13 protein-coding genes are annotated in these 18,020 nt (G+C 62.0%); 5 read left to right on the top strand and 8 right to left on the bottom strand.

Features of this window, described 5'->3' with window-relative positions:
• Positions 1-137: 137 nt before the first annotated feature.
• The 7 genes from DKK66_RS09935 to recC form a co-directional block, all read right to left on the bottom strand.
• The gene (locus DKK66_RS09935; RefSeq protein ID WP_062788859.1) at positions 138-332 is read right to left on the bottom strand and encodes a hypothetical protein; all 195 of its coding nucleotides are present in this window, start codon (positions 330-332) and stop codon (positions 138-140) included.
• Positions 333-469: 137 nt separating this feature from the next.
• Positions 470-1,351: an NUDIX hydrolase family protein gene (locus DKK66_RS09930; RefSeq protein ID WP_131357621.1), complete on the bottom strand. Its 882-nt coding sequence runs from the start codon at positions 1,349-1,351 to the stop codon at positions 470-472.
• 126 nt (positions 1,352-1,477) lie between these two features.
• Positions 1,478-3,202, bottom strand: a complete 1,725-nt coding sequence (gene recD / locus DKK66_RS09925; protein ID WP_131357618.1) for an exodeoxyribonuclease V subunit alpha — start codon at positions 3,200-3,202, stop codon at positions 1,478-1,480.
• The gene (locus tag DKK66_RS09920) at positions 3,199-3,948 is read right to left on the bottom strand and encodes an ABC transporter substrate-binding protein (protein ID WP_165494148.1); all 750 of its coding nucleotides are present in this window, start codon (positions 3,946-3,948) and stop codon (positions 3,199-3,201) included. The genes recD and DKK66_RS09920 overlap by 4 nt, the downstream gene beginning before the upstream one ends.
• Complete coding sequence (gene pap, locus DKK66_RS09915) at positions 3,920-5,404, bottom strand: polyphosphate:AMP phosphotransferase (RefSeq protein WP_045846706.1); 1,485 nt, start codon at positions 5,402-5,404, stop codon at positions 3,920-3,922. The genes DKK66_RS09920 and pap overlap by 29 nt, the downstream gene beginning before the upstream one ends.
• Before the next feature lie 122 nt (positions 5,405-5,526).
• A complete protein-coding gene (recB, locus tag DKK66_RS09910) occupies positions 5,527-9,093 on the bottom strand; it encodes an exodeoxyribonuclease V subunit beta (protein ID WP_131357612.1) in 3,567 nt (1,188 codons plus the stop codon).
• Complete coding sequence (gene recC / locus DKK66_RS09905) at positions 9,090-12,284, bottom strand: exodeoxyribonuclease V subunit gamma (RefSeq protein ID WP_131357609.1); 3,195 nt, start codon at positions 12,282-12,284, stop codon at positions 9,090-9,092. Before recC ends, recB begins: the two co-directional genes overlap by 4 nt.
• Positions 12,285-12,362: 78 nt before the next feature.
• On the opposite strand from recC, the gene DKK66_RS09900 reads away from it, so the two are divergent.
• The 4 genes from DKK66_RS09900 to DKK66_RS09885 all read left to right on the top strand — a co-directional run bounded on the left by DKK66_RS09900 (position 12,363) and on the right by DKK66_RS09885 (position 15,326).
• Entirely contained in the window at positions 12,363-12,761 is a 399-nt protein-coding gene (locus tag DKK66_RS09900; protein WP_242673606.1) for a SirB2 family protein, read from the top strand.
• Positions 12,762-12,904: 143 nt separating this feature from the next.
• Positions 12,905-13,921, top strand: coding sequence for a peptidase U32 family protein (locus DKK66_RS09895; RefSeq protein WP_045846743.1), 1,017 nt, complete (start codon positions 12,905-12,907; stop codon positions 13,919-13,921).
• A gap of 54 nt (positions 13,922-13,975) precedes the next feature.
• Positions 13,976-14,905, top strand: coding sequence for a U32 family peptidase (locus DKK66_RS09890; RefSeq protein ID WP_131357604.1), 930 nt, complete (start codon positions 13,976-13,978; stop codon positions 14,903-14,905).
• A complete protein-coding gene (locus DKK66_RS09885) occupies positions 14,892-15,326 on the top strand; it encodes an SCP2 domain-containing protein (protein WP_062788869.1) in 435 nt (144 codons plus the stop codon). The genes DKK66_RS09890 and DKK66_RS09885 overlap by 14 nt, the downstream gene beginning before the upstream one ends.
• Before the next feature lie 71 nt (positions 15,327-15,397).
• Here the strand turns inward: DKK66_RS09885 and DKK66_RS09880 are convergent, their stop codons facing one another.
• Positions 15,398-16,363 (bottom strand): LysR family transcriptional regulator, encoded by a 966-nt coding sequence (locus tag DKK66_RS09880; RefSeq protein WP_045846711.1) that lies wholly within the window; start codon positions 16,361-16,363, stop codon positions 15,398-15,400.
• A gap of 793 nt (positions 16,364-17,156) precedes the next feature.
• Here DKK66_RS09880 and DKK66_RS09875 point away from each other — a divergent pair.
• Complete coding sequence (locus DKK66_RS09875; RefSeq protein WP_045846712.1) at positions 17,157-17,948, top strand: LuxR family transcriptional regulator; 792 nt, start codon at positions 17,157-17,159, stop codon at positions 17,946-17,948.
• Positions 17,949-18,020: the final 72 nt, after the last annotated feature.

Raw genomic sequence — 18,020 nt, 5'->3', positions numbered from 1 at the left:
AAGCAAGAAGACAGCCATTTAAAGAAAGACTGAAAATTCAGTAAAGACAAGGCATTGACTGCGCATGCCAAGTGGAGGGTGTTGTCAGGCAAAAGCCTAGGGACGACGCTGTTGACCCGTCATGTTGCCAGCAGGGCTTATTGCAGGTCTTCGACTTTTTCCATTTTGCGGGTACGCAAGTCTACCACCCGGTGAATCTCGACGCGGATCTTGCCCTTGTACAACAGATACATCAGCTTGGCGGCCTTGCGTGCCTGCTCGTGCGTAGAATGCCACGGCCCGGTGTCATCTACGCCAAATTCACGCGAAATCAGGCGCAATCGGTACATCATGCACTCCAGTCGAGGGGGTTTCCAATGGAATTATTGCGACGATCGGCACATGATGCCAGACCTGCCCCTGATCGTGAAGCGGACACAAAAAAGCCGGCCTCTTGGCCGGCATGTGCATGGACGGGCAAAGTCCGCTGTCAGTGCGCCGCGTGTTCGGCAAAACCGGGCTGGAAGCGTAAATCAGCCATGGCATCTGCCACCTGCTGATTGTGCGGGCCCCAATACTGCAAGCGCAGCAGGCAATCAATGGCCACCAGGGCGGCATCAATCATGAAGCGCTCTGCCACCAGCAAATTCTCGACTTCGGCCAGTGGCACACAGACATGCTCGGCCACCTCGCCATCCTGATTGCAAGGCTCTTCCTTGCCAGACAGCCACAGGTCGTACACATGCAGCCACTCGCGATGCAGACCGCGCTGCACCGGGCGCTCGGCCAGCAGCACGCCGGTTTGCGGCAACAGTTCCAGCTTGTCGGCGGGAATACCTGCCTCTTCCCAGCCTTCACGTTCCAGCGCCAGCTCGATGGACTCGCCGGCAGCAATACCGCCACCCATCATATTGTCCATGCGGTTGGGGTCTACCGCCTTGTCCGGGCTGCGGCGGCCCAGCCACATGCGTACTTCGCCATCTGGCAGTCGAGTGAGTCCGTTCAGGTGTACGGCACGGCTGGTCAGGCCTAGCGGACGGAAGGCGGCGCGTTCCAGTTCGAACAGCGGCGTGGCATCCGGCAGGAAGGCGGTAAAGTTTTCATTGCGCCAGCCATTGAGCCAGCCGGCGGCTTGCCAGCGTTTTGCGGCCTGGTCCAGCTGATGGCTGATGGCGGCGTAATCGCCCTCTACCGTGCAGTGCAAACCATCCGCCTGCAAGCGGAACAAGGCGGCTTCGCTCTCCAGCAGCCGCGCCAGCCATACCTGGTTGACACAGCCCATGGGCTGACCTGCGATAAACAACGGGGTGAATGCGCTGCGATCGAAACGGGTGATCTTGGCCAGATACCCCAGGACTCCATCCACTTGCATGATGACTCCGAACAGACTGCCTATTGCGGGAAGGCGCCATCATAGGATGCAAAACCGGATTTGCCCAACTTTTTCAGCATCTTGCCGCTGAAATCCGATTATTCCATTTGGAAGTGTTGCAGAAAATCATCGCCCCCCGTCCAGCAACAGATCTGCCAGACCGGAATGCCGTACCGGGGCCAGCCTCACGCCCTGCAGCCAGGTTTCCTCGTCACCGCACACCGCAAACTGGCGACGGGCACGGGTAATGGCGGTGTATACCAGGGCGCGATCAAGCAGCGGCCCCGGTGTGGCTGGCAATCGCAGCCAGACGGTGTCGAATTCCGAGCCCTGGCTTTTGTGGACAGTCATGGCAAACACCGTTTCATGCTGCGGCAGGCGCCCCGGTGCAAATTCGCGCCAGCTGCCGTCGGCCGCCGGAAATGCAACCCGCAGGCCCCTGTCTCGCACGACGGTAAAACCGATGTCGCCATTGAACAGGCCAAGGCCGTAATCATTGGCAGTAATCATCACCGGCCGACCGGCATACCAGTCGCGCCCGGCCTGTTTGCGGTTTTGCTGCTCCAGCAGTTGTTCCATGCGCTGGTTGACCAGGGCAACCTGGCTGCGCTGGGCGGCCAGCAGCATGAACTGCGAAAACGCTGCCTGTATCTGGGCCAGTGGCTGGTCTGTGGCAATGGCAGCCAGATACGGTTGGCGTTGCTGCCATAGCGCGGCATCGTCCAGCTGGGCGAGCGCGGCAATGTCCGGGTATTGCCCGGCTTGCAGCAAGGCCCAGGCTGCCAGGGCATCCCCATGGTTGACCAGCGCGGCCAGCCTGCCGATACCCGAGTCAGCGCGAAAGCGGTGGCTATGGGTGAGCAATACCACGCTGTCCGCCAGCAGCCCTGCTTTACCTTCGTCCGGGGGCAGCTCCCCGGCACCGGCATGTTGCAGCCAATCACGGGTAGCCGGCCGGTAGGCCACCTGCGTGCACAGGTCGCCCAGTACGGCACCGGCATCCACCGAGGCCAGCTGGTCGCGGTCGCCCAGCAAAATCAGCCTGGCCTGTGACGGCAGTGCATCCAGCAGGCGCGCCATCATGCCAAGGTCGATCATCGAGGCTTCATCCACCACCAACACATCCAGCGGCAGTGGCTGGGCTGCATGAAAGCGCGGCTGGGCGCTGCCCGGTCGCAAACCAAGCAGTCGATGCAGGGTTTGTGCCTGTAACGGTAGCTGCTGGCGAATGGCGTCGGCCACCGGCAGCGTGTCACGGGCGTTGCGCACTGACTCGCTCATGCGGGCAGCGGCCTTGCCGGTGGGCGCGGCCATGGCCATGACCAGTGGTCGTTCCGCCAGCATGGCCAACATGGCCAGCAAACGCACCACCGTGGTGGTTTTACCGGTGCCGGGGCCGCCGGACACCACCAGCAGGCGCTGGCGTGCAGCCAGGGCTGCGGCCTGCTTTTGCCGGTCCGGTCCTGTGCTCTGGCCGGGGGGAAACAGCTGCTCCAGTACCTGGGCGACTGCATGGGCGTCCTGTGGCAGCGGCGTGGCAGCCAGGCGGGCCAGTTGCCGGGCAAGGCACTGTTCGTCAAACCAGTGATGGGCAAAGTACAAGCGGCTGGCGGCATCCAGAATCAGGGGTGCATAACTGCCCGGCTCCCCCAGCAGCGGCGAGGCTTGCAAGCGCTGTCGCTCCGGACGGTGGCCGATGGGCAGGCAGACGTGTCCGCTCTGGTTGGCGGCAGCCAGTTCACCCAGCAGGGCCAGTACGCTGTCATCCAGTGCCGGGTCCAGCCGCAGGAACAACTGGCGCAATTGGGTGGCCAGCTGCGGCTCGGTCGGGGTAGCTAAAACGGTGTTCATCCGCGTGGTTTCTGGAAAATGGCCTTGAGTCTGCCACTGGCCTGCAGTTGGGCGATGGCGCGATTGAGTGCCGGCAGCCACTGGCGATATTGCGGGTGTATGCGCAGCATCACCGGCTGCACGGCAATCACCCCGCCCGGCTCGCAGCGCAGCTCTTCGGGAATCATGTTCATGCGCTCAATCTGGCGCTTTTCCAGCACCAGCGCCTGCAAGCGCCCCAGGCGCAGCTTGCTCAGTGCCTCGTTCTCGCCCTGGGACATTTCATAGCGTATGCCATAGCGCTGCAAATCGGCGGCAAAGCTGACCAGCGGCTGCCCTTGCAACAGGCCGATGCGCTGGCCACGCAGTTCTTCCAGATTGCGCAGCCGGCTGCCGCCCGGTCGGCTGCATAGCTGGAACTCCAGGGTGCCGATGGGCTGGGTATAAAACCCGCCCACCGGTGACATACTGCGCCAGGAGGGATTGACCCCGACTTCAACGTCCAGCCTGCCTACCTCGAACAACTGCTCGATGCGCAGGGCCGGGTAATATTCGATGTCAAAACGCACGCCGCTGTGCTTGCCGATATGCTCCAGCACCTCGCGGTAGATACCGGCCATCGGGCTGTCCGGCGTGAAGTTATAGGGGCCGGCATTGTCCACCACCACCCCGGCCCGCAGATTGACTTCAGCCGCCTGCACCGGCATCAGCAGCAGGCAGCACAGCAGCAACAGGACACTACGCACCCAGTCTGGCCTCCAGCGCATTGCAAATGGTGCTGAGCACCTTGATGCGGGCATAGTATTTGTTGTTGGCTTCCACCAGTGTCCACGGCACCTTGCTGGTGCTGGTGCGATCGACCATATCGCTGACTGCCAGTTTGTAGGCATCCCATTTTTCACGGTTGCGCCAGTCTTCCTCGGTAATCTTGAAACGCTTGAAGCCGGTTTCTTCGCGCAGCTTGAAGCGGGCCATCTGTTCTTCATTGCTGATGGCCAGCCAGAACTTCAGCACGATGGCTCCGTTTTCGCACAGCTGGTGCTCGAAGTCGTTGATTTCGTAATAGGCCCGCATCCAGTCCGGTTCGCGGGCAAAGCCTTCCACCCGTTCCACCAGCACGCGGCCATACCAGGTGCGGTCGAAGATGGTGATGCCGCCCTTGCCCGGCACCCGGCGCCAGAAGCGCCACAGCCAGGGTTTGGCGCGCTCTTCCTCGGTGGGGGCGGCCACCGGAATCACCCGGTAGCTGCGGGCATCCAGTGCCTGGGTAATGCGACGGATGGTACCGCCCTTGCCGGCGGCATCATTGCCTTCAAAGGCAAGTACCAGCGAATGATTGCGAAAGCGTTCGTCGCGGGTAAGGCTGTTGAGCCTGCCTTGCAGCTCGGCCAGCCGTTTCTTATAGGTGGCCTTGTCCATGTCCTGGTCCAGCTTGAGTGTGTCCAGGATCACCTTGTCGTCAATCGGGGCCAGCAAGGGCGGCGCTTCCGAGGCATCCACCACATGGCCGTTCTGGCTCATGCGGTTGCGGATGGCCTTGAGAATGGTCTGCCCTACGGTCAGGCTGCGGAAATTGGCATCCTCGCCATCCACCACGATCCACGGCGCGTAGGCGGTATTGGTGAGGCGGATCATGTGCTCGCCATATTTGCGTATGGTGTCGTAGCGCTCCATATTGGCCTTGTCGTCCGCCGTCACGCGCCAACGGGTGGCCGGGTCTTTTTCCAGTTCTTTCAGGCGCTTGCGCTGCTTGTCCTTGGTCAGGTGGAACCAGAATTTCAGAATCAGCGCGCCATCCTGGCTGATCATGCGTTCCAGCCGCATGATGTCGAATATTTCGCGGTCGAAGGCGTCGTGGTCGATCTGCTCGTACACCCGGTCGAACAGGGCATCCGAGTAGTAAGAACCAAAAAACATGCCGATACGTCCCTTGGCCGGCAGCTTCTGCCAGTAGCGCCACATCCACGGGCGGGCGCGTTCTTCGTCATTGGCCGTGGAGAAGGCCACGGTGTCGATCAGCCGCGGGTCCAGCCATTCGTTGATCAGGTTCATGGTTTCGCCACGGCCCGCGCCGTCAAAACCGTGAATCAGGATCAACACCGGGAAATCGGCCTTTTCCTTCAGGTCGTACTGCACGTCCAGCAGCGCTTCGCGCAATACCGGCACCTGCTGGCGATAAGTGTCCTTGTCGATGGCGTGGCCGATTTCTGCCGATTCAAACATTCCTGTCTCCCCGGCCGCATCGCAGCCATTGTGCTTGCCCGCCTTGTGAGGCGGGGCTGATGTTTAGCAGTCTACTCCATGCCAATGGCAAGGCAATGCCCATTCCCTTCAACCCCTTCCCGTCAACGCAGCAAATCATCCAGCGCAGCCAACAGGCTGGCGGAAGGCTGGTCGCACCACACCCCCATACCGGGCTGCCCCATGCCGCGCAGATAGAGATAACGCACCCCGGCAAAGCGGCTGGCAAAATCCTGCTGGCGGGCGCTGAAATAGCGACGCAGCGCCACGCAGTAAATCAGGTACTGCAAATAATAATGTTCACGCGCCACCGACTGCACCAGTTGCGCCGGGGCATAGTCGTCCGGCTGATTGCCCAGGTGGTTGGACTTGTAATCCACCAGATAAAAGCGGCCGTCCACGGCAAACACCAGGTCGATGAAGCCCTTGAGATAGCCGCGCACGGTGTGGAAATCCAGCTCCGCTGCGGCCTGGCGCAGCGGCTCGGCCAGGCCATGGGCAGGGTCGGCCAGCACCGCACGCAGGGCGGCAACGTCCAGTTGCCGTACCGGCAGGGTGAATTCCATTTCCACCAGCTTTTGTCCGGCAGGCACCGCCGACAAGCGCACACCGGGGTCGAGTTCGGCATCCAGCGTCTGGCGCAGCAACTGCATGGCGGCTGGCTGCCATTCCTCGGCAAAACCATGGCGTCGCAATTGCTCGGCCACCGGGGCCTGCAGTTCTTCATCAGCCATGCCGAAGTCGATGTTTTCGAACATGGCGTGCAGGCAAGTACCAGCGCGCGCGCCACGCGGAAAGGCAAACGGGCTATCCGGCGGCAACGCATCTTCCTGCTGCGCTGGCACAACTTGCTGCGGCGTGCTGTCGTGGTCGGGTCGCTCGCTGGACTTGCCGCTCTGCCCGTGGGCAAGCGAGGTGAAGCTGGCCACTCGCCAAGGGCTGTAAACCGTCCGCTCGAACAGGCGCGCACTATAGTCCTGCCGGCTGTCTTGCGCCAGAGGCAAGGGGTTGAGCCCCTGCTCCAGCGCGCGCAATGTCATGGCCTGTGGCAGGGCTTGCTGCCACGTCACCAGCTGGCTGGCTAGCTGGGCGGCGGTGAGCTCCAGCTCGCGCAGCGCAGCCAGATCGGGGCAATCCTGCGCATGCAGCAACCAGGACAGCGCGGCGGTGTGCATGTCCTTCACCCAGCCCCAGGCCAGGTATTGCCGGTGCTGGGCACGGGTCAGCGCCACGTAGAGCAGGCGCAGTTTTTCCGCCAGCATTTCACTGGCGGCTTGCTGACGCACGGCGGCGTCGGCCAGCACGTCCGGTGCCAGCATGGCGCGTTCAGCGGCACGGTAGCGCCAGAAACTGGTATTGCGTCGTTCCAGCGCGCCATCCCACAGATAAGGGCAGAACACCACCGGATATTGCAGGCCTTTGGAGGTGTGGATGGTGACGATTTTCACCAGCGCGGCATCACTTTCCAGCCGCAGCATGGCTTCTTCACCGCCTGGCGGGTTGGCCACCCTGCCCTCCAGCCAGGCCAGCAAGGGTGCCATGCCATGGCGGCGGTCGGTTTCGCTTTGCAGCAGCTCGGCCAGATGGGACAGATTGGTCAGCCGCCGCTCGCCATCGGGCAAGGGCAGCAGGCGCACGGCCAGTTGCTCGCGCGCCATGAACTGCCGCCAGGCGCGCATGAAGCCATGTTCCAGCCAGCGCTGATGATCGGCCGCATTGGCCAGCAAACGGGCCTCCCAGCGCGCTTCGTCTTCCACGTCGGCCAGCAATGAGGTGGCATCCAGCCCGTACAGTTCGGTCACCAGTGCCGCACGCAGGCGGCTTTCACTGGCCGGCTCGGCCCAGGCGCGCAGCAGGGCCAGCATCTCACCGGCCTCCCGGCTGGCAAACACACTTTCCTGGGTAAGCGCCACGCTGGGCACGCCGCGTTCAGCCAGCGCCTGGCGCATCTGGTCGCCCTGGCGGTGGGTGGACACCAGCACGGCAATATCACCGCCACGCAGCGGACGACGCTGGGCATTCTTGATGATGGCGGCCCGGTCTTGCCCGGCCAGCGTCAACAGGCGGGCAATTTCATGGGCGCAGCCCTGCGCACTGGCTCGGGCGGCACTGTCCTTGTTCAGCGGCTTGTCGGTTTCTGGCTCCTGCCACAGCACGGTAAATGCGGCATCATCGTCGTCCACCTCCAGTACCGCACCGGAGCTGGGCGCAGCATGCACTGGCTGGTAGGCAATTTCATCCAGCAGGAACGGACGCGTGCGGCTGAACAGCTGGTTGACGGTGTGTACCAGCGGCACGTCGGAACGGCGGTTGGTATCCAGCGAGTAGTGCTGGGCGCTGGGGGCGTCGCTGCGGGCGTCCAGATAGGCAAAGATATCCGCCCCGCGGAAGCTGTAAATGGCCTGCTTGGGGTCGCCCACCAGAAACAGCGGCCGCTGCTGCACGGCAAAACACTGCTGGAAAATGCTGTACTGGATGGGGTCGGTATCCTGGAATTCATCAATCAGCGCCACGCGGAAGCTGCGCGCCACCGCCGCAGCCAGCTGTGCACCGCCAACCGGGTCGGCCAGCGCGTCGCCCAGTTCGGTGAGCAGGTCGTCAAAGCTGCGCACCCGCTCCTGACTGCGACGGCGCGCCAGCTCCTGGTTGACCCAGTCAATCAGTTCCAGCTTGAGGCCCGCCAGCGACAGTTGCAGCTGGGCGAGATAGCCGTCCCAGGCCTCCAGCCAGTCGCCAATGCGCTGGAACAATGCATGCTCAGGCGCGACAAAGCCTTTCTTCATGCCCTTGGCCAGCGCGGCCGGAGTCAGCCGGGTGAGCTGTTTGAGCGCATCCTTGCCGATAATGGGCAGGCTGTCCGGTTCGGCCAGCCACTGTTGCAGCTCGTCCATGCTGCGCTCCAGCTGGGCCGGGCTGTGACTGGTGGCCTTGAAACCTGCCGTTGCCAGCAAGAGATCAAACCCGGCCTGGATAGTAGCCGGGTCGGCGGCCAGCGCGTGCCAGTGCTGTTCCACCTGCTGCAAGGCCTGCTGCAAATCATGCGCGGCAGGCTGCACCAGCTGCAAATAGGGTTTGGCCAGCCAGGGGCGGATTTCTGCCAGCCAGCCATCGGGCGTTTCCCCGGCCTCGGCCAGCACCTGCGACAGCAAGGGGCTGGTTACCACGCGCTGACGCCAGAAGTCGTCCACCACTTCCACCAGCAGGCGGTCGTCATCGCTGACCAGTTCGGCAGCAAAGGTTTGCCCGCTTTCAAAGGCGGCGTCGGTCAGCACGCGCTGGCAGAAGCCGTGAATGGTGTAGATGGCGGCGGCATCAAAACCGCTGATGGCCGCTTGCAAGCGCTGCATGGCCAGTTCCCGCACGCTGCCCGGCGCAAAACGGGCCGCCAGCGCCTGCAAGAAGGGGTTGCCGGTGGGCTTGTCCTGTAATACCTCGAGAAAATCACTCAGTTGCTGGCGCAGGCGTTCACGCAGCTCGGCAGTGGCGGCCTTGGTGTAGGTCACCACCAGCAGGCTGTCGATGCCCGGCGGCGCTTCGCCGTCCACATCTTCCAGCAGCAAACGCAGGTAAAGCGCGGCGATGGTCCAGGTCTTGCCCGTACCCGCCGAGGCTTCGATCAGATTGACGCCTGCCAGCGGGCAGTTGAGGGCGTCCAGTACTTGCAGACTCATGCCTGCCCCTCCAGTCTGGCCACCAGTGGCAGCAACAGGGTTTCTGCCAATTGGGCAAACAGCGGATCGGCCAGCGGGTCCTGGTGACGGAACACCAGCCGGTTGACCGGTTCTTCACATTGCGGGGCGGCAAAGTCACCGACAAAGCTGGGGTCCCACTTGTCCAGCGCCTTTTCCAGTGCCAGCTGCGGGGCATCGTTCTGCTTGAACAGCTGTTCGGCATAGGCCCAGCTGGTGCGGCCAAAGAAGGGCAATGGCTGTTGCTGGCCCTGCTGCCAGCGCACCACCCAGGCTTCCAGCAGCCCGGCGGCATCCGCTTCGTCATCCAGTCGGTAATGGCCGCTGTCGTCGTACAGCATGGACTGGCAGGCAATGCCTGCCGGACGGGTGGCACACAGCAGCAGGTGGGTCAGCCACCACTCCAGCCGTTCGGCGGCATTCATCTTGCCAATCACCAGCCGGATCTGCCCTTCCGGGCGCAGCCCTCCCAGTTCCCCGGCCAGCGTGGTGCCATGCAGGGTGAGGCTGATGGGCAGCGGCGGCAAGGTGGCTTCGGTCAGCACAGCAGGCAGGCGATGCGCCAGACGCGCTGCGCTGGCGGTTTCGCTGCCCAGCCAGGCCTGCCCCAGTTGTGCGGGTGGTAGCAAGCCGGCCCCCACCAGACGCTGGCGCACCGGTGCCACCGGTTTGCCGGCCAGCATGCGCTGTACCAGCTGGGTGCGCATGGTGCGGCTGGCATCGCGGTCCACGCTGAAGGGTTCGCGTACCGGCAGTTCTTCTTCCTGTCCTTGCAAGCGGATGGACAGCCGCTCGGCCAGCCAGGCGCGCGGCGGGTTCTTCCAGAAGCGGATGAAGTCATTGACGTGAACCACCGCAAGCGACTGCAAGGGTGGCAGCACGCAGGCAAAGGGCTGCGGCTGGGCTGGCGGTGCCGCCAGTGCGGCAGCATAGCTCGGGTCGAAACTGGCAAGCTGGGGATTGCTACCGTCGTAGCAGCGCGGCGAGAACGGTTGCAAGGGATGTCGCACCAGCAGTTGTGCCGCAGCGGCTTCGCCACACATGGCCTTGAAGCAGTCCAGCAATTCGGCAATCAGCGCCGAGGGCGGCAGCGGCTCGTTATTGCGGGCAGACAGGCCGACATAGGACAGATACAGCCGCTGGCGGGCCGACAGGATGGCTTCCAGAAACAGGTAGCGGTCGTCAAAGCGGCGTGAACGGTCGCCCCGGCGCGGATGACGCGCCACCAGGTCGAAGCTGACCGGGCGCTCGTCACGCGGATATGCCCCGTCATTCATGCCGATCAGGCACAGCACCTTGAAGGGAATGGAACGCATCGGCACCATGGCGCAAAAGGTGACGCCACCGGACAAAAAGCCCAGCGGCGAGGCCATGGTGAGCTTGCGTTGCAGCCAGTCGCGCAATACCGGCAGGCTGAAGGCCTGGGTGAAACCGGCCATGGCGGCATCGTCCACCAGTTCCTGCAGCGCATCGCGCACCACACCCAGCGCGGCTTCGCCTTCGTCATCCACGGCAAACAGCCGGTCAATGCCTTCCAGCAGACGCAGCGCCCAGTCGGCGGCATTGGCTGGCGTGGCCCAGCTGACCGCCAATTCATCCAGCACGGCATAACAGTTGGCAAAACGGGCCAGCACCTCGGCCAGTTGCCCGCCCGCGCCACCCTGCGGCAGCAGGTTGGCAAACAGGCCGCTGTCATCCCCGGCCATGGCCGGTGGCAGGATGCTGCCCAACAGCAGGCGGTCCAGCCCCCAGCGCCAGGTAAACAGCGGGTCGGCCGGCAGGCCCAGTGCCGCCTTGTGCGCGGCATCCCGGCCCCAGCGGATGCCGCTCTGCCGCACCCAGTCCTGGATGAAGGGCAGGTCTTCGGCTTGCAGGCCAAAGCGTTGCAACAGCGCCGGGCTGTCCAGCAAAGCCAATACCTGATCGGCAGCAAAGCGGGAATCCAGCAACTGCAACAGCGTGCCGATGGCGGCCAGCAAGGGTTCTTCCCGCTCCACCTGCCGGTCGGCAATGGCATAGGGCAGGCTGGGCGCATCGTCGCGCTTGCCAAACACCGCGTCGATATACGGTGCATAGCTGTTGATATCGGGGGTGAGCACGGCAATGTCGGCGCTGCTGAGCGAGGGGTCTTCCGCCAGCATGGCCAGCAGGCGGTCTTTCAGTACTTCCAGTTCGCGCATCGGACCGTGGGTGGCATGCAGCTCCACCGAGCCGTCATCCGCCGCCAGCCACTGGCCATCCTCGCCCGGCATCTGCAATTGCAGGATGTCGCGCTGCAAGCGCGCCAGCAGGCTGTCACCGGCCGGTTCGGCAAACAAGGGCCGGGCGTCCAGCTCGGCATCAGCGGCAATCAGCTCGAAAAAGTCGCGCCCCTGCTTGCCCAGCGAGGCCAGCAGCGGGTGGCCTTCGGTGGCGAACAGATCACCCTTTTCCCGCAGCTTGAGCTTGCGCCGGTTATCGACAATATCGCCCCAGTAAGCTTCGCAGGGGTTGAGGGTGAACAGGCAGACATCGGTCAGTTCGGCCAGCCGCTTGATCAGCGCCAGATACATCGGTGCCAGGCTGGCAATGCCGAACAGGGTGATGCGCTCCGGCAGGTGTTCCGGCCGCAAGGCGGCAAAGAATTCATCCAGCATGCGTACGCGGTGACGGGCCGGGTCCTGTGCTGCCAGTTGCTGCCACAGCGCGGCCTGCCAGGCTTCGTCATCGCCCAGATCCAGCCGTTCTCCGGCTTCCCAGGCGCGGATCCAGTCCGGGCGGAACACCAGGTACTGGTCGAAAATATCAGCCACCTTGCCAGCCAGCTCGAACGCAGCGGCCTCGCCACCGGCGGCATAGCGCTGCAAGGGGGCAAACACCTCGCCTTGCAGGGTGGGCAGCAGTTCCATCAGCCGCCAGCTCAGCACTTCCGGGCTGAACGATGACTTGCGTGGCAAGCCGGGAATGGCCTTTTGCATCAGCCGCCAGGCAAAGGCAGCGGGCAAGACAAAGTCGGTATTGGCGGCAATGCCGCATTGCTGCGCCAGGTCCAGCGTCATCCAGCGCCCCATGCCCCGGCTTTGCACGATCACCGTTTCGGCGGCAAACGGGTCGCTCAGCGGCTGTGCCTGCAACATGGCGGCATAAAGCTGGCCCAATTGCTCCAGGCGATTGGACTGATAGAGAAAAAGCATGGTCGGGAACGCTGATGAAACGAAGGCTTCAGTGTACCATCAGCCTTTGGCCCTCATCACCCCATGCAGAAGGCATAAATGGCAGACGCAGGCATGAACACTTACCAGATTCTCAAACACGCCCACATGGGCATGGCCTATCTCACCATCACCCTGTTCGCGCTGCGTGGCGGGCTGATGCTGGCCGACAAACAGCAAATCCTGGCCAGCAAGCTGCTGCGCATCCTGCCGCATGTGATTGATACCGCGCTGCTGGCACTGGGCATCACCCTGGTGGTGGTGGGCGGCTGGCCGCTGCTGCAAACGCCATGGCTGCTGGCCAAGATAGCCGGCCTGCTGGCTTATGTGGCGCTGGGTACCATTGCGCTGAAGCGCGGCCGCACCAAGCAGATACGCAGCATCGCCCTGCTCTGTGCGCTGCTGGTGGTGGCGTATATCGTGCTGGTGGCCAAGACCAAACTGGTGCTGCCGTTCTGACCCGGACTCCAGGATGAGGGATGGCCTGTGCCATCCCGGCCACGCCCAGCCCCACACCATCCCGGCGACTTGACCCAGAACAAGTCCCGCGCTGCAACGCTCTGCTAATGTCTGGCGGTTTCAATTGCCGACATTTTGCCATCATGCCTGCCACACGCCCCCTGCCGGAGCTGGTTTGTCCGGCGGGCAGCCTGCCTGCCCTCAAGGCAGCCGTGGATAACGGTGCCGACACCGTCTACCTCGGCCTGAAAAACGATACCAATGCCCGTAACTTTGCCGGGCTGAATTTTGACGACCGTACCGCCCGCGAAGGCATCCACTACGCGCACCAGCATGGCCGCAAGGTGCTGCTGGCCATCAACACCTATGCCCAGGGCGGCGACATCAGCCGCTGGCATCGCGCCATCGACGAAGGTGCGGCACTGGGCGTGGACGCCATCATCCTGGCCGACATCGGCCTGATGAAATACGCGCGCGACCGTTACCCGGACCTGCGCCTGCACATGTCGGTGCAAAGCTCCGCCACCAATTACGAAGCCATCAAGCTGGCCCAGGACATGTTCGACATCCGCCGAGCTGTCCTGCCGCGCGTGCTGACGCTGGATCAGGTCAAGCAGGTGATTGACCACACCAATGTGGAAATCGAGGTATTCGGCTTTGGCAGCCTGTGCGTGATGGTGGAAGGCCGCTGCCTGCTGTCCAGCTATGCCACCGGCGAATCACCCAACAGCCATGGCGTGTGCTCGCCAGCCAAGTTCGTGCGCTGGGAACATGGCCAGCAAGCACTGGGAGCAAGGCTGAACGGCATCCTGATCGACGAATACCAGCAGGGCGAACCGGCGGGCTACCCCACCTTGTGCAAAGGGCGCTTTGAAGTGGAAGGCGATACCTACTACGCACTGGAAGAACCCACCAGCCTGAACGTGATGAGCATGCTGCCGCAGATCATCGACATCGGCGTGGCGGCCATCAAGGTGGAAGGCCGCCAGCGCAGCCCGGCCTACGTGGCCCAGGTCACCCGCACGCTGCGCGAGGCGCTGGATGCCGCAGGCCGGGACAAGCAGCGCTTTGCCGTCAAGCCCGCCTGGACCCAGGCCCTGTCCAAGCTGGCGGAAGGCCAGCAGCAGACGCTGGGTGCCTACAACCGGCCCTGGAAATGACATACCGTGTGCCGGCGGGCAAGCTGCCTTGCCGGCCTCACAAGCAGGCCTGATATGAAAAAATTGCAACTGACACTGGGCCCGGTACTGTTTTACTGGTCCCGCGACGATATCCTGCGCTTTTACAGCGAGGCCGCCGACTGGCCGCTGGAAACCATTTATCTGGGCGAGGCGGTCTGCTCGCGCCGCCAGCAATTGCGCGGCCAGGACTGGATCAGCCTGGGACGCGAACTGGCCCAGAGCGGACGCCAGGTGGTGCTGTCCAGCCAGGCGCTGATCGAAAGCGAATCCGACTTGCGCCGCCTGCGCAAGCTGGTGGAAAACGGCGAACTGCAGCTGGAAGCCAATGATCTGGGCGCAGCCCGGCTGGCGCAGCAACAAGGCCAGCCCTTTGTTGCCGGTCATCACCTGAATATCTACAACGCCGACACCCTGGCGCTGATCCGCTCACTGGGCGCGCGGCGCTGGATTCCGCCGGTGGAAATGGACCGCGACACCCTGTCTGCTGTACTGGGTCAGGCGGCGTTCAATGGCGTACAGATCGAAACCGAGCTGTTTGCCTGGGGCAGGCTGCCACTGGCACTGTCCGCGCGCTGCTTCACCGCGCGGCATTACAACCTGTCCAAGGACGACTGCCAGTTCCGCTGCATGGAGCACCCGGACGGCCTGCGCCTGAACACGCGCGAACAACAGGCCTTCCTCACCATCAACGGCATCCAGACCATGTCCGACGGCTGCCAGTCCCTGCTGCCACACCTGGCCGACATCAGCGCCATGGGCATTACCGCCCTGCGCATCAGCCCGCAGTGGCAACACACGGCCCAGGTAGTACAGGGCTACCAGCAGGCTGTTGCTGCCATCGAATCACGCACTACCGGCGAAGTGGACCTCAGCCCGTATTCCGACAGCCTGCTGGTGGACGGTTACTGGCGCGGCAGTGCCGGCATCAGCGCCATAGGAGAAACCAGCCATGCACATTCCTGACCTGACCCTGCCGGCAAAGCTGGCCAGCATACTGGGCAAACTGCCCAGCACACCGCCCTGCTGGGCGCTGGTCACCACGCTCAATCAACTGAAAAAGCGCGACATCCTGCCGGTAGACATGAGCCTGCTGGCCGGGCACAGCTTTGAAGTCCATATTCTGGATGCCGACATGCGCCTGCGCTTCACCGCAGACGACGCGCGTTTCAGCGTGGACAGCACCCCGTCAGAACCCGACCTGCGCCTGGCGGCCAACCTGGCCGACTTTGCCCGCATGATGCTGCGCGAAGAAGACCCGGACACCCTGTTCTTCAACCGCAAACTGGTGATTGAAGGGGATACCGAGCTGGGGCTGATCGTGAAGAACCTGCTGGACAGCGTGGACTGGAGCGCCACACCGCTGCAACGCTTCATGGCCGTGTAAACGGGTCTGACAGACAAACAGCAAAAAGCCCGGCACATGCCGGGCTTTGTTTATTGGCAAACAGACTGGCATCAGCCCATGAGCTGCGCTGCCGCCTTGCGTTTGGCGGACAAATCCAGCCCCGGCAGATCCGCCATGATATCCGGATGATCGGCCAGCTTCTCCACCACAAAGTCCACAAAGACGCGGGTACGCGGCGCGATGTGGTCGCGATGCGGGAAGCAGATGTAAATGGAACGCTCCAGCGACACCACATCGGTCAGTACCGGCTCCAGCTCGCCACTGCGAATCAGGTGCACCACCTCGTGCCCCGGCAGCTGTGCCACACCCATGCCCAGACGTGCCAGCTCACACACGGCTTCCATCTCGTTCAGGGTATACGTGCCGGTCACTTCCAGCGGAATACGCTCGCCGCGGCGGTCGAATTCCCACTTGTACAAACGGCCGGAGGTAGGAAACTGGAAGTTGATGCAATCGTGGTTGCTCAATTCTTCGGTCGTTTCCGGGCGGCCGTTCTTGTCCCAGTATTCGGGCGACGCCACCACATACTGCGGAATCTGCGCCAGGTTGCGCGCCACCATGCGGCTATCCGGCATCATGCCGATACGCACGCCAACGTCGTAACCATCTTCGATCAAATCGCTGAAATGGTCGTCCAGGCCAAAAAACACCCGCACCTTGGGATAGCGTTCGCAGAATTCGCCCATGATGGGAAGAATGAAACGACGGCCAAAAGAATTGGGCATGCTCACGCGCAGATGGCCAGCCGGCTCGTCACGACTGGCCTTGAGCTGGTTGATGGCCGAATCCAGATTGTTCACCGGTCCTCGGCACTGGGCGTAAAAACGACGACCATCCTCGGTCAGCGTCAACTGCCTGGTGGTCCGGTTGAACAGACGCACCTCCAGCTCCTGCTCCAGTCGGGCAATGCTTTGACTGATAGCCGCCGGCGATACGCCGAGTTTTCTTGCAGCATCCGAGAAGCTGCCGTTCTCGGCGGTGGTCATGAAGACCATCAAAGCTTTTAAAGTATCCATAGCAGAAACGTTCCCTGAGCGGCATTAAACCCATACGGCTGCTTTGATGAAGACCATCCCCGCCCCAGCCACATGATTTGCCAGCTTCATTATTAAGTAGTTCTTCTTTAAAAAGCGTACACCAGTTCCAGTGAATAATGAAGTTTGACTTTCCTTTCCGCGCTGAAATACCAGTAATCTGTTTCAAATTTCACAAACCGGTTCGGTCTGCCCATGCAGGCAGCACAGAATCAGGCTTCACTTTCAAAAATAAACACCCAGTTTCACGTCAAATTTCCAAGCTTATCCATCAAGTGATAGCAGGGAAAACGGGCTTGGCAACAGCCTTTTGATCAAGATTGTGCAATCAGCTACCCACCACTCTCTCAGCGCAGTCCTTGGTCATGTCATGACTGCATACCGGCATCTTGCACTCGTCAGCCCTCCATTCACCATGCTTTTGATCAAGAGCGACGCGGGTAGCATTCATCCCCGTGACGCAGGCTGCACGGAAAGAGATGCAACAAGCCATCCAGGAATCGACTTGATTGCCGGAAATTCCGTTCAAAACAGCCAGAAATTTCCTCCAAATCCCAGCAAGTACAGAGAAATTACTTATTCAGCATGCCGATCGCTCTACTTGGCATTCTGCCCACTGGTTTCACTTGCCAAGTGCTTAATACACTCCAGATCAACCAGCAACCATCGCAATGGAGCCAGGCACGATGTCACGGAGCCACCTCTTGATGATTAACGCTGGAACGTTAGAAGCGGACCACCGTCCTGACCACCCGAATATGAAGGTCACGTCATCATGCACAACAAGCTTCCGTTCACACAGCCACTACCGGCCAACCTGACCCCATCCAGCCAGAAAACCCTGCTGGAGTGGATACACGATGCAGGGCAGATAGAAACCGAAAACGAATTCAAACTCTATCTGGACCACCTGCAGACCCAACTGCCCACCAAGCACATGGTGATTACCCTTGGGCGCATCAACCAGCACCAGCAGTTGCAGCGGGTGGAAAAGGTGGTCAATGTCAGTTTTCCCGAAGACTGGGTGTCCCATTACATGGATCACAACTACATCAGTTGCGATCCCATCCTGCGCTCGGTCATGGGCCAGGGGCCCATCCACTGGGCTGACAAGTTTTCCCGCGCCAAGGGGCAGCAGGAAAAGCAGTTCATCCAGGAACTCAATTCAATCGGCATGGGCAACGGGGTAAGTTTCAGCGCACTGTCCGAGCGCCAGAACCTGGTGTGTGTACTGTCGGTTTCCGGCAGTGAAATCGGCAAGGACAGCCAGCTGACGGAAATGCTGAATGCCTTGTTGCTGCATTTGCGCCAGGCAGCAGGCCGGGTGGCCAATCTGGCCCCGGCAGCACCGGCCACCATGCCGCTGTCCCAGCGTGAGTTCGACATTTTCCACTGGATGAGCCATGGCAAGACCAACTGGGAAATTGCCACCATTCTGGGCATCAGCGAGCGTACGGTGAAATTCCACGTCGCCAATATCATCCGCAAGCTCAATGCCAACAACCGGACCCACGCCATCGTGATTGGCCTGCAACTTGGCCTGACTTCGGTTGCCGGTGTGACATGAGCATCTGGCAAGTCGGCAGATACCGTCTAAAAGCCAGTAAACATCGCAGCAACTGCTGGTTAGAATCGCCAG

Source organism: Aquitalea sp. USM4 (genome assembly GCF_004328945.1).
Classification (GTDB): domain Bacteria; phylum Pseudomonadota; class Gammaproteobacteria; order Burkholderiales; family Chromobacteriaceae; genus Aquitalea; species Aquitalea pelogenes.
Note: the sequence above shows the minus strand (reverse complement) of the source record. Positions and strands in the feature narration are given on the sequence as shown.